We start from the raw sequence: 11139 nt of genomic DNA on the forward strand, positions 1-11139 counted from the left end.
TAGCACCCGTGCTACAACCGCTCATAACAGGTCATTAAGCGCCAAAAGGCCACCTGGTATATGGCGAGTCTGAGTGAAATTGAGGAGGTGCATTGGAATGTACGCAATTATTGAAACAGGCGGAAAGCAGATGAAAGTAGTTGAAGGCCAGGAGGTCTACATCGAAAAGCTTAACGCTGAAGCAGGCGAAGAAATTACGTTTGACAAAGTTCTTTTCGTAGGCGGAGATAATGTAAAGGTAGGCAGCCCGCTAGTTGACGGCGCTACAGTTACAGGTAAAGTTGAAAAACAGGGTCGCGCTAAAAAGATCACTGTATTCAAATACAAGCCGAAGAAGAATCAACACCGTAAGCTTGGTCACCGTCAGCCTTACACTAAAGTTGTAATCGGCAAGATCAACGCTTAATAGGTTACTATTTTATGATACAGGTTATCATCGAACAAGAGCCGAACGGTTTGATAAGAGCTTTTCAGATGGAAGGGCACGCTGATTATGCGGAGCATGGCAAAGACTTAGTCTGTGCCGGTGCATCAGCCGTTTCCTTTGGTGCAGTAAACGCAGTTCTTTCTCTTACTGAGACAGAGCCTGTTATTGACCAGGGAGATGATGGCGGATATCTCAGAGTTGAGTTTCCCGCTGATGCAGGTGAAGCAGGCAGCCGTACCCAACTGATTATGGAAAGCATGATTGTCTCTTTGCAGACAATTGAACAGGAATACGGGCAATACATTAAAATAACCTTCAAACAGTAGGAGGTGGAAAACCATGCTAAGATTAGATCTTCAATTTTTCGCTTCGAAAAAGGGAGTAGGTTCAACTAAGAACGGTCGTGATTCAATCTCTAAGCGTCTAGGCGCTAAGCGTGCGGATGGCCAGTTCGTTACAGGCGGATCAATCCTTTACCGTCAGCGTGGAACTAAGATTTATCCTGGAGAAAACGTAGGCCGCGGTGGAGATGATACTCTATTCGCAAAAGCTGACGGCGTTGTACGCTTTGAGCGTATGGGCCGTGACAAGAAAAAGGTCAGCGTATACCCAGCTGCACAAGAAGCTTAATTTCTTAAGAAACTCTGGTTATAAACAGCCAGAGTTTCTTTTTATGTTCAGCATAAGCGCGCTCTTTGCTATACTAGAGGGTAAGTGAAACTCTTTAGGAGGAGGCCAATGATAGAATCAAAACTGAAGCTCGAATTGCTGCAGCACTGCAGACATGACTGGATGAACAAACTGCAGATGATCAAAGGCAACCTGGAGCTGTCTAATATAGAACGAGCAGCACAGATGATTGATGAAATGGTGATTGAGTCGAGACAGGAAGCATTGCTTACTTCACTCGGCACACCAAGTTTCTCTGAATGGCTGCTGACTTATAACTGGTATCGCCCCGGGCCATTAAAGCTCGGTTATGAGTTTACAGAACGTATGAAAATTCCGGAAGCATATGATTCACTGCTCCTTAATTGGGCAAGAAAAACTGCTGCTGTGGTGGATAAAGCATTGAATACACCATCAGATCAGGAGCTGTACTTTTTATTTGAGCAGCATGATGAAAGCTTTTCAATTGTTGTTGAATATGAGGGAGAGCCTCTCCAGTCATCTCCGGAAGATATTATACAGGAACCAAAAGAAGCTCATGTTGAATGGACTTGTGAATCAAGCGCATCCTTTTCAATAAAGCTGACATTTGATTATCCTGTACCAAGGGTGAAAGTTTAACAATAGGAGGATCCACAATTATGTTTGTAGATCAGGTCAAGATATATGTAAAAGGCGGAGATGGCGGAGATGGTATGGTCGCTTTCCGCAGAGAAAAATATGTACCAAAAGGCGGACCTGCTGGCGGAGACGGCGGTCAGGGTGCCAATGTTATTTTCCTGGTTGAAGAAGGATTAAGAACGCTGATGGATTTCCGCTACCAGCGTCACTTTAAAGCATCTAAAGGCGAAAATGGTATGTCAAAAAACCAGCACGGCCGCGGCGCCTCAGATATGATCGTAAAAGTACCGCCTGGCACAGTTGTGAAAGATGAAGCAACAGGTGAAATTATTGCCGATCTGACTGAACATGGTCAGCAGGCAGTAATCGCTAAAGGCGGACGCGGAGGCAGAGGAAATTCACGCTTTGCTACCCCTGCAAACCCTGCACCGGAGCTTTCTGAAAAAGGGGAGCCGGGTCAGGAAAAGAATATTATTATGGAATTAAAACTGCTTGCTGATGTAGGTCTTGTCGGATTCCCGAGTGTAGGGAAATCAACGCTCCTTTCAGTTGTATCAGCTGCAAAACCAAAGATCGCTGAATATCACTTCACAACGATCGCTCCTAATCTTGGAATGGTTGAAACGGAAGATAACAGAACATTTGTTATGGCTGACCTTCCGGGACTGATTGAAGGTGCTCATGAAGGAGTAGGGCTTGGCCATCAGTTCCTGAGACACATTGAACGTACGCGTGTTATTGTACACGTTGTGGACATGTCTGCACTTGAAGGCCGTGATCCTTATGAGGATTACCTCACAATTAATAATGAACTGAAGGAATACAATCTGCGTCTAACAGAGCGTCCTCAGGTCGTTGTCGCAAATAAGATGGATATGCCTGATTCAGAAGAGAATCTGAAGAAGTTTAAAGAGCAGGTTGGAGACGACGTACAGGTATTCCCTGTATCTGCTATTTCGAGACAGGGTCTGAAGGAACTGCTTTATACAGTTGCGGATCTTGTGGAATCAACACCTGAATTCCCGCTGAATGAAGCTGAAAAAGATGAAACGGTTAACCGTGTACTTTATAAGCATGAAGAAGCAGAGAAGTTCGAGATCACACGTGATCCGGACGGCAGCTTTGTGATCACGGGAGATTCACTTGAAAGACTATTCAAGATGACTGACTTCAGCCGTGAAGAATCAATTAGACGTTTTGCGCGTCAAATGCGTGCAATGGGTATTGATGAGGCACTTCGTCAAAAAGGTGCGAAAAATGGTGATACTGTTAAGATTATTGAATTTGAATTTGATTTCGTAGAGTAAAGCGGGAGGGTATAAGGTGCCAAAAAAGGATCTAAATGAGAAATTCTATCTGGTAAGAGAAGATGTGCTTCCTGAAGCGATGCAGAAAACGCTTGATGCGAAGCAGCTGCTTGAAAGAGGACATGCAGGATCAGTCTGGGAAGCTGTGCGTTCCGTTGACTTAAGCCGCAGTGCATTTTACAAATACAGAGATACTGTCTTCCCATTTCATACAGTTGTGAAAGAAAAGATCATCACACTCTTTTTCCACCTCGAAGACCGCTCAGGCACCTTATCCCAGCTGCTTGGGCTGGTGGCTTCCTGTGGAGGCAATATCCTGACGATTCACCAGACGATCCCATTACAGGGACGGGCTAATGTCACGTTATCATTGAATGTGACAGATATGAATGTCCCGCTTGATGAAATGCTGAACAGATTTAAAAAGCTTGAATTTGTTGAAAAAGTCGAAGTACTGGGCTCTGGTGCCTGATTAAATAAAGAAGGTGAGTAAATGAAAATCGGTTATCTGGGACCGGAAGCTTCCTTCACCCATCATGCGGTGAAAAGTATATTTAATAATGAAGAATATATTGCCTTTCCGACCATTCCTGATTGTCTGGAAGCGCTCGCTGAAAACAAAGTGGAGCGTGCAGTTGTTCCCTTGGAGAATGCACTTGAAGGTTCTGTACCTATTACCATTGATTATTTATTTCATGATGTAGATCTTCACATCACGGCCGAATTAATTTCACCGATTGAGCAGCATCTCATGGTCCATCCGGATAACGCTGCACGCTTTCAGGATGTGAAGAAAATTATGTCTCATTCCCATGCGCTTGCACAGTGCCACAAATATTTATACTACCGCTTCAGAGGAGTGACGCTTGAACCTTCAACTTCAACTTCTGCTGCGGCAAAATATACGAGTGAGCATCCGGAAGAAAACATCGCTGCAATCGGTAATGCGCTAGCTGCTGATACATATGGTTTAACTGTAGTCGAGAAAAATATTCATGATTTTCATTTTAACCATACTAGATTCGTCGTGTTAACGAGTGAGAAAGAGTCAGAACTATTGCCGTTTGAACGTGACGCTGAGAAATCCACTCTGATGATCACACTGCCATCAGATGACAGGGCCGGTGCACTTCACCAGGTATTATCTGCTTTCTCATGGCGTCAGCTCAGCCTGAGTAAAATTGAATCAAGACCCCTTAAAACAGGTCTAGGCAATTACTTTTTTATTATCGATGTGGAAAAACCGGTTGGAGGGGTACTCATGCAGGGTGCCATAGAAGAACTAGAAGCACTCGGCTGCACCGTAAAAGTTCTCGGGAGCTATAAAAAACATCTGCTTGAACCTGCAAAATAAAATTATAAAGATGATTGATAGTAAATAAATTTGAGGGTAACGGAGCGGAAGGCGGCGACTCCAGCAGGAGAAGCCGGACAGGTGAGACCCCATAGGCACAAAGCGCCGAGGAGGCGGTATGGCACCATAAATCGGCGCACCCATGCGGAAAGCGACCCCTGCAGCGCATTGAACCGGTTACCATAGAAAAAGGCTGAGACAAACATTCGTCTCAGCCTCTTTTATTCCTGATACAAAATCCCGGCCTGCTTCAATTCCTCTTCAATACGATCTAACACAGCATTATGTTCAGCTTCCACCTCATGCATATGAACCCCGTCAGTCAGCACTGAAAGAAGAGTCGAATCTGAAGAAGCAAGCTCATAGATAAATCGTCTGACCTCAGTCGCGTTATGCAGCATCAGTGAAGCTGTCATTTCCCCGTACACAGGATGTTCGATCATCACATTTTTTACAATTCCGCCGTGTTTGACAATCAGTAATAATTCTTCTTCTGTCTGTTCGGCTGTATGTCTGCAGACCATCAACCTTGAAACTCTGCTCGCTGGTTGTGCAGGCATATATAAATAGCCCTGGCTCGTTGCCAGTATTGGCTCATTACCAGCTTTGAGTAAGTTGATATCACTGACAATCACCTGTCTGCTCACATTCATCTCTGCTGCAAGCGCACGTCCTGTGATTGGTCCAACAGATTGTCTAAGTGTATGTAAAATTTTTTCTCTTCTCGCTTCTCCGATTTTCTGGCGGTCACTTGGCATAGATTACCCTTCTTTCATCGATCATTCTGAAAGTATTGTATCATAAATCCATTTACTTCATAGGATATATAGAATGAATGATGGAGGTGGCAAGATGAAAATTCACGTTGTGCAAAAAGGTGATACCCTCTGGACAATTGCGAAAAACTACCAGGTGTCTTTTGAGGAACTGAAGGCAGTGAATACACAATTAGCAGACCCTGATATGATCATGCCCGGCATGAAAATTAAAATACCAGCCGGCAAATCAGTTGAAAAAGAAGAATATATGCACCCGTATGCTAACAATAAACCTGCTTATCCGCTTCTGCCTGAAGATTTTGAAATGCCTTATAAAAATATGGTTATGCCAAAGGCTGTTAAAATGCCTGAAATACCAAAAATGCCTGAAATGCCAAAAATGCAGGAAGTACCTAAAATGCAGACAGCACCAAAAATAGCAGAGCCGCCTAAAATGCCTAAAGCAGAACCCATTAAGATGTGGAAAGAACCTGAACAAAAATATTGCACCTGTAAAAAAGCACCTCAAGCACAGCAGGTAATGCCGCAAATGAATTGTATGCCACACATGCAGCAAATGCCCCAAATGCAGTTAATGCCTCAGATGCAGCAAATGCCGCAAATGATGATGCCGGCTCCGGAACATCATATGATGGAGCCCTGGTGTCACCCGATGCCCCACTGCTGCTGCCCGTGTCATCAGCCGTACCCTTACAGAGGGCCATTCTAAGAATGAATAAAAATAGTCATTAATCAAACCCTAACCTTAACATGCAATTAAGGAGAGGGTCGAATGGTTAAAACGTTGTTCATCTTATTCATTTTCACACTGTCTGCATGCTTTACCACTCAGGCATCAGCGCTCACACTGACATTATCAATAGAGACCGTCTACGGAGATGGTGAAAAATCATTTGAAACGAGACAAGAGTCGTATGAAGCAATGGAAGACTTCTTTTCACAATACAATGACTGGCAGATCATTGATATGAACAAAGAAGAAATCACCCTGAGAACGAGAACTGAAAAACTGTCTCCACTTTTAGAATGGAGCGGATATGCAGAAGTTCAGTAAACAGCCTGTGCGGCTGTTTTTTCTTTTGCTGAAAACCTGCAGGCTACATGATAAAATAGAACAGATGTTTCATATAACCAACCCGCACATCAGATCCGGTATGGCGAAAATGTCAGACACTAGATCCACTGAAACTGTGTTACAATGAAGGTTGCATTGAAAGGAAGAGTTCAATATGTATGAATATATAAAAGGTGAAATTACATATATTTCAACAGAGTATATCGTTTCTGACCATAACGGGTTAGGCTATAAAATTTTTATGCCTAATCCTATTGTGATGTCTTCAAAGCAGGGTGAAACTGTGCAGGTATTTACGTATCAGCACGTCAGGGAAGACCAGCTCACACTGTTTGGCTTCCCGTCTATGGAAGAGAAGCTGCTGTTTACGAAACTTTTAAATGTTTCAGGAATCGGTCCTAAGGGGGCACTTGCCATCCTTGCATCCGGTGCACCGGAACAGGTCATCCAGGCGATTGAAGAAGAGAATGAGACACTGCTTGTAAAGTTCCCTGGAGTAGGGAAAAAAACAGCCAGACAGATTATTCTCGACCTCAAAGGAAAGCTGCAGGATGTGGTTCCGGATTATTTCCCTAACCTTTTCACAGATCCCGCAAAAGAAAAGGGGCTGGATGATACAGCGCTTGATGAGGCAGTTATGGCACTGCAGGCGTTGGGGTATTCAGAACGTGAAGTGAAGAAAATCAGACCTGTATTACAAAAAGAATCGTTAACGACAGATCAGTATATTAAAAAAGGTCTTCAGCTCATGCTGAAGCTGAAGTAAGGAGGGATTAGATGGAAGAGCGGATATTATCAGGGGAAGCAAATATAGAAGATGAGTCACTGGAACAAACGATCAGACCTCAGCTGTTAGAGACGTATATCGGTCAGGATCAGGTGAAAAAGAATTTATCAATCTATATTGAAGCAGCTAAAAACCGTCAGGAGACCCTTGACCATGTTCTTCTGTATGGTCCCCCGGGTCTTGGTAAGACGACGCTTGCTGCCGTCATCGCAAATGAAATGGGTGTGAACCTCAGAACAACAGCAGGGCCTGCGATTGAAAGAGCAGGTGATCTTGCAGCGATCCTGACAGCACTGGAGCCTGGTGATGTGTTGTTTATAGATGAAATTCACCGTCTGCCAAGAGCGATCGAAGAAGTTTTATATCCTGCAATGGAGGATTTCTGTCTCGATATTGTGATTGGGACCGGTCCGAGCGCAAGATCAGTAAGACTTGACCTGCCTCCGTTTACATTAGTAGGAGCGACGACCCGTGCAGGGGCAATCTCAGCTCCATTAAGAGACAGGTTCGGCGTGCTCAGCAGACTGGAGTATTATAACATTGAACAGCTGCAGGAGATTGTAAATCGTTCAGCTGATATATTCAATACAGAAATAGATGATTCAGGAGCTGCTGAAATCGCTCGCAGATCAAGGGGAACACCGCGTATCGCAAACCGCCTGCTGAGAAGAGTGCGAGATTATGCACAGGTGAAAGGAAATGGTGACATTACCCTTCCGATCGCGCAGGCTTCACTTGAATTGCTGCAGGTTGATCAGCTCGGTCTTGACCATATAGATCATAAGCTGTTAAGAGGAATTATCGAACGCTTCAGAGGCGGTCCTGTTGGTCTTGATACAATCGCAGCAAGTATTGGGGAAGAATCTTCTACGATAGAAGATGTATATGAACCCTACCTCCTGCAAATCGGATTTTTGCAGCGCACACCGCGTGGAAGAATTGCTACACACCTTGTGTATGAACACTTTAATCTGGAGGTGCCTGAATGACACTGCCGAAAATGCTGATGATTGCAGGAGCTGCATTGCTGGTAGCGGGATTTCTTCTGCAGTTTATAAAGGCTGGCAGGCTGCCGGGTGATATTGTGATTAAAAAGGAAAACATGACATTTTATTTTCCAATCGTCACATCAATTTTAATCAGTTTAATTTTGACAGGAATCTTCTTTTTAATCGGAAGGTTCAGGTAAGGAGTTGCAGACAGATGAATATTAATGATTTTGATTTTGACCTTCCTGAGGAACTGATCGCACAGGTTCCACTTGAAGATCGTACATCAAGCAGACTGATGGTGCTTGATAAAGAAACGGGACAAGTAGAGCATCAATCGTTTACCCATATACTTGATTATCTCCATGAAGGAGACTGCCTTGTACTTAACGACACAAAAGTACTGCCGGCAAGATTGATTGGGGAAAAAACAGAAACAGGTGCAGCCATTGAAGTTCTGTTACTGAAGCAAATTGAAGGGGATACGTGGGAAACACTCGTGAAACCTGCTAAAAGAATAAAGCCTGGTACTGTGATTACTTTTGGAGACGGCCTGCTGACTGCTGAATGTATTGAAACAGGCGATCAGGGTGCACGTATTCTTGAATATAAATATGATGGCATTTTTTATGAGCTGCTTGATCAGCTTGGTGATATGCCGCTTCCTCCTTATATAAAGGAGAAGCTTGATGATAAAGACCGCTACCAGACTGTATTTGCCAAAGAACGTGGCTCAGCAGCAGCACCGACTGCCGGTCTGCATTTTACGGAGGAAATTCTTGATGAAATCAGATCAAGAGGTGTTAACATTGCTTTTATCACGCTGCATGTAGGACTTGGTACATTCAGACCCGTTTCAGTAGATTCTATTGAAGAGCATGATATGCATAGCGAATATTATCAGCTGTCTGAAGAAAATGCGGAGCTGTTGAATCGTACGCGTGAAAACGGGGGACGGATCATCACTGTCGGCACAACGTCAACAAGGACACTTGAGACGATCGCTGATGAAAAAGGAATTTTTAAACCTCAATCAGGCTGGACAGATATTTTTATTTATCCGGGATACACATTTAAAGCGTCAGACGTGCTGCTGACAAACTTCCATTTGCCAAAGTCCACGCTGATTATGCTTGTCAGTGCCATGGCAGGCAGGGAAAACACGCTTGCTGCTTACCGTGCAGCAGTAGAGGAAAAGTACAGGTTTTTCAGCTTTGGCGATGCCATGCTGATCAAATAGAGAGGGGAAACATCTTTGAGTGCAATCAGATATGAACATATAAAAACATGTAAACAAACAGGAGCGAGACTTGGGATTGTCCATACACCGCACGGGTCATTTGAGACACCGACATTTATGCCTGTAGGTACAATGGCCACGGTAAAAACAATGTCTCCTGAAGATCTGAAGGAACTAAATGCAGGGATCATCCTGAGTAATACGTATCACCTGTGGCTTCGTCCGGGTCACGATATTATCAAAGAAGCAGGCGGCCTGCATAAATTCATGAACTGGGACCGTCCGATTTTAACAGATTCAGGCGGCTTTCAGGTGTTTTCACTAAGTAAGTTCCGTAATATTCAGGAAGAAGGCGTTCATTTCAGGAATCATATTAATGGTGACAAGCTGTTCTTAAGCCCTGAAAAAGCGATGGAAATCCAGAATGCACTTGGTTCGGACATCATGATGGCTTTTGATGAATGTCCGCCTTATCCTGCTGAAGAAAAGTATATGAAAGATTCAGTTGAACGTACGACTAGATGGGCAGAGCGCTGCCTGCAGGCTCATAATCGTCCTGAGGACCAGGGACTTTTTGGGATTGTTCAGGGTGGAGAGTATGAACACCTGCGCCGTCAGAGTGCCAAAGATCTTGTTTCAATGGACTTTCCGGGTTATGCGGTTGGAGGTCTGTCAGTAGGTGAGCCTAAAGATGTGATGAACCGCGTGCTGGAATTCACAACACCGTGGCTGCCAGAAGACAAACCGCGTTATTTAATGGGCGTCGGATCGCCTGACTCACTGATTGACGGTGCGATGCGCGGTATTGATATGTTCGACTGCGTACTGCCTACACGTATTGCAAGAAACGGTACACTGATGACGAGCGAAGGAAGACTCGTTGTGAAAAATGCGAAATATGCGCGTGATTTTTCACCGATTGATCCTAACTGTGATTGCCATGTCTGTAAGAATTATTCAAGAGCGTATATCAGACACCTGATTAAATGTGAAGAAACGTTCGGAATTAGACTTACGACTTATCATAACCTGCATTTTCTGATAAACTTAATGGGGAATGTCCGCCAGGCAATTAAAGAAGACAGACTGGGAGACTTTCGTGAAGAGTTTTTTGAACAGTACGGTTTCAACCAGCCGAATGCAAAAAACTTTTAATAGATATATGAAAGAAAGGGGGAGTTTAGCGTTATGGATATGATCGTAACTTTACTGCCACTGATTCTGATGTTCGGTTTAATGTACCTTTTCTTAATCCGTCCTCAGCAGAAGCGTCAGAAAAAAGTAATGGAAATGCAAAGCAGCTTAAGTAAAGGTGATAAAATCGTCACGATTGGCGGTCTTCACGGAATTATTGATGCACTTGATGAAGGTCAGGTTGTCGTTAAGTGTGGAGATGGAAGCCGGTTGACTTATGACCGCAATGCAGTTCGTGAAGTAGTGGAAAAAGATTCAGCAATGTAATAGTCAATAAAAAAAGCTGCAGCTGCAGCTTTTTTATTTTTCTTTTGGACCTCTGACATTCACCCCGATAATCCCGCCTGTGATCCCGCATGCTAAAAAAAGTCCGTAATGGATCAGCTGTGACCATTCAAAGGTCGCATCATTAAACAATAGAGAGATGGCAATCACGATTCCAGCAGTCAGACATCCAATATACATTCCTTTTTGACCTGCATAGGCGCTTCCTGCCGTGCTCCCGATCAAAACTGCGGCTGCACCGGTCATTCCGTGCCATTTTTCCATAGAAAGCTCAGATAGATCAGTAAAATGAAGCAGCGTGGCTGCAATAGCCGAATAGACAGCGGCAATGAGAAAGAATATGACGACAGCTGCTGCAATCCCTCCTGCCGTTTTTTTCCACACGACCATAAAAAATTCCCTCCTTAATCAT

Annotated in this window: 17 protein-coding genes and 1 other annotated feature; of the genes, 15 read left to right on the forward strand and 2 right to left on the reverse strand. The window is 44.0% G+C overall.

All coding sequences use genetic code 11. The features are described 5' to 3' along the window. Window positions 1-5: 5 nt before the first annotated feature. Window positions 6-81 (forward strand) — a sequence feature (ribosomal protein L21 leader region). Window positions 82-97: 16 nt separating this feature from the next. The 7 genes from rplU (at window position 98) to pheA (ending at window position 4378) form a co-directional block, all read left to right on the forward strand. Further along, a complete protein-coding gene (gene rplU / locus KP77_RS01785; protein ID WP_041121017.1) occupies window positions 98-406 on the forward strand; it encodes a 50S ribosomal protein L21 in 309 nt (102 codons plus the stop codon). A gap of 14 nt (window positions 407-420) precedes the next feature. Continuing rightward, the gene (locus tag KP77_RS01790; protein WP_041121018.1) at window positions 421-753 is read left to right on the forward strand and encodes a ribosomal-processing cysteine protease Prp; all 333 of its coding nucleotides are present in this window, start codon (window positions 421-423) and stop codon (window positions 751-753) included. A 13-nt stretch (window positions 754-766) separates the two neighbouring features. Beyond that, complete coding sequence (rpmA, locus tag KP77_RS01795; RefSeq protein ID WP_039810086.1) at window positions 767-1057, forward strand: 50S ribosomal protein L27; 291 nt, start codon at window positions 767-769, stop codon at window positions 1055-1057. A gap of 108 nt (window positions 1058-1165) precedes the next feature. After that, window positions 1166-1717, forward strand: coding sequence for a Spo0B domain-containing protein (locus tag KP77_RS17440; protein ID WP_052473904.1), 552 nt, complete (start codon window positions 1166-1168; stop codon window positions 1715-1717). A 20-nt stretch (window positions 1718-1737) separates the two neighbouring features. Further along, on the forward strand, window positions 1738-3024 hold the full coding sequence (gene obgE / locus KP77_RS01805; protein ID WP_041121019.1) for a GTPase ObgE: 1287 nt from the start codon (window positions 1738-1740) through the stop codon (window positions 3022-3024). A gap of 16 nt (window positions 3025-3040) precedes the next feature. Continuing rightward, window positions 3041-3496 carry an ACT domain-containing protein gene (locus KP77_RS01810; protein ID WP_041121020.1) on the forward strand — a complete coding sequence of 152 codons (456 nt, stop codon included), beginning with the start codon at window positions 3041-3043 and terminating at the stop codon, window positions 3494-3496. A 21-nt stretch (window positions 3497-3517) separates the two neighbouring features. Continuing rightward, a complete protein-coding gene (gene pheA, locus KP77_RS01815) occupies window positions 3518-4378 on the forward strand; it encodes a prephenate dehydratase (RefSeq protein ID WP_041121021.1) in 861 nt (286 codons plus the stop codon). Between the two features lie 221 nt (window positions 4379-4599). Here the strand turns inward: pheA and KP77_RS01820 are convergent, their stop codons facing one another. Then, the gene (locus KP77_RS01820; RefSeq protein WP_041121022.1) at window positions 4600-5136 is read right to left on the reverse strand and encodes a transcription repressor NadR; all 537 of its coding nucleotides are present in this window, start codon (window positions 5134-5136) and stop codon (window positions 4600-4602) included. Between the two features lie 94 nt (window positions 5137-5230). On the opposite strand from KP77_RS01820, the gene safA reads away from it, so the two are divergent. From safA to yajC, 8 genes are all read left to right on the forward strand, one after another. Beyond that, entirely contained in the window at window positions 5231-5866 is a 636-nt protein-coding gene (gene safA / locus KP77_RS17445) for a SafA/ExsA family spore coat assembly protein (protein ID WP_052473905.1), read from the forward strand. A gap of 63 nt (window positions 5867-5929) precedes the next feature. Beyond that, a complete protein-coding gene (locus KP77_RS01830; RefSeq protein WP_052473906.1) occupies window positions 5930-6211 on the forward strand; it encodes a BofC N-terminal domain-containing protein in 282 nt (93 codons plus the stop codon). A gap of 175 nt (window positions 6212-6386) precedes the next feature. Beyond that, window positions 6387-6998 (forward strand): Holliday junction branch migration protein RuvA, encoded by a 612-nt coding sequence (gene ruvA, locus KP77_RS01835; protein ID WP_041121023.1) that lies wholly within the window; start codon window positions 6387-6389, stop codon window positions 6996-6998. A gap of 11 nt (window positions 6999-7009) precedes the next feature. Continuing rightward, a complete protein-coding gene (ruvB, locus tag KP77_RS01840) occupies window positions 7010-8008 on the forward strand; it encodes a Holliday junction branch migration DNA helicase RuvB (RefSeq protein WP_041121024.1) in 999 nt (332 codons plus the stop codon). Further along, on the forward strand, window positions 8005-8208 hold the full coding sequence (locus KP77_RS01845; RefSeq protein ID WP_041121025.1) for a DUF2905 domain-containing protein: 204 nt from the start codon (window positions 8005-8007) through the stop codon (window positions 8206-8208). Before ruvB ends, KP77_RS01845 begins: the two co-directional genes overlap by 4 nt. Window positions 8209-8222: 14 nt before the next feature. Then, window positions 8223-9248 (forward strand): tRNA preQ1(34) S-adenosylmethionine ribosyltransferase-isomerase QueA, encoded by a 1026-nt coding sequence (queA, locus tag KP77_RS01850; protein ID WP_041121026.1) that lies wholly within the window; start codon window positions 8223-8225, stop codon window positions 9246-9248. Between the two features lie 15 nt (window positions 9249-9263). Continuing rightward, window positions 9264-10403 carry a tRNA guanosine(34) transglycosylase Tgt gene (gene tgt / locus KP77_RS01855; protein WP_041121027.1) on the forward strand — a complete coding sequence of 380 codons (1140 nt, stop codon included), beginning with the start codon at window positions 9264-9266 and terminating at the stop codon, window positions 10401-10403. A 33-nt stretch (window positions 10404-10436) separates the two neighbouring features. Beyond that, window positions 10437-10709: a preprotein translocase subunit YajC gene (gene yajC / locus KP77_RS01860; protein ID WP_041121028.1), complete on the forward strand. Its 273-nt coding sequence runs from the start codon at window positions 10437-10439 to the stop codon at window positions 10707-10709. A 33-nt stretch (window positions 10710-10742) separates the two neighbouring features. On the opposite strand, the gene KP77_RS01865 is transcribed toward yajC, so the two are convergent. After that, on the reverse strand, window positions 10743-11117 hold the full coding sequence (locus KP77_RS01865; RefSeq protein WP_041121029.1) for a TIGR04086 family membrane protein: 375 nt from the start codon (window positions 11115-11117) through the stop codon (window positions 10743-10745). Window positions 11118-11139 lie beyond the last annotated feature (22 nt).

The sequence above is a fragment of the Jeotgalibacillus alimentarius genome (assembly GCF_000829445.1).
In the GTDB taxonomy this organism is placed as follows: domain Bacteria; phylum Bacillota; class Bacilli; order Bacillales; family Jeotgalibacillaceae; genus Jeotgalibacillus; species Jeotgalibacillus alimentarius.

Coding starts and splice junctions, on each gene's coding strand:
- KP77_RS01830 (WP_052473906.1), top strand. CDS start 5,930: ATGGTTAAAACGTTGTTCATCTTATTCATTTTCACACTGTCTGCATGC.
- KP77_RS01820 (WP_041121022.1), bottom strand. CDS start 5,136: ATGCCAAGTGACCGCCAGAAAATCGGAGAAGCGAGAAGAGAAAAAATT.
- KP77_RS01845 (WP_041121025.1), top strand. CDS start 8,005: ATGACACTGCCGAAAATGCTGATGATTGCAGGAGCTGCATTGCTGGTA.
- safA (WP_052473905.1), top strand. CDS start 5,231: ATGAAAATTCACGTTGTGCAAAAAGGTGATACCCTCTGGACAATTGCG.
- queA (WP_041121026.1), top strand. CDS start 8,223: ATGAATATTAATGATTTTGATTTTGACCTTCCTGAGGAACTGATCGCA.
- obgE (WP_041121019.1), top strand. CDS start 1,738: ATGTTTGTAGATCAGGTCAAGATATATGTAAAAGGCGGAGATGGCGGA.
- rplU (WP_041121017.1), top strand. CDS start 98: ATGTACGCAATTATTGAAACAGGCGGAAAGCAGATGAAAGTAGTTGAA.
- yajC (WP_041121028.1), top strand. CDS start 10,437: ATGGATATGATCGTAACTTTACTGCCACTGATTCTGATGTTCGGTTTA.
- KP77_RS01865 (WP_041121029.1), bottom strand. CDS start 11,117: ATGGTCGTGTGGAAAAAAACGGCAGGAGGGATTGCAGCAGCTGTCGTC.
- ruvB (WP_041121024.1), top strand. CDS start 7,010: ATGGAAGAGCGGATATTATCAGGGGAAGCAAATATAGAAGATGAGTCA.
- pheA (WP_041121021.1), top strand. CDS start 3,518: ATGAAAATCGGTTATCTGGGACCGGAAGCTTCCTTCACCCATCATGCG.
- KP77_RS17440 (WP_052473904.1), top strand. CDS start 1,166: ATGATAGAATCAAAACTGAAGCTCGAATTGCTGCAGCACTGCAGACAT.
- ruvA (WP_041121023.1), top strand. CDS start 6,387: ATGTATGAATATATAAAAGGTGAAATTACATATATTTCAACAGAGTAT.
- rpmA (WP_039810086.1), top strand. CDS start 767: ATGCTAAGATTAGATCTTCAATTTTTCGCTTCGAAAAAGGGAGTAGGT.
- KP77_RS01790 (WP_041121018.1), top strand. CDS start 421: ATGATACAGGTTATCATCGAACAAGAGCCGAACGGTTTGATAAGAGCT.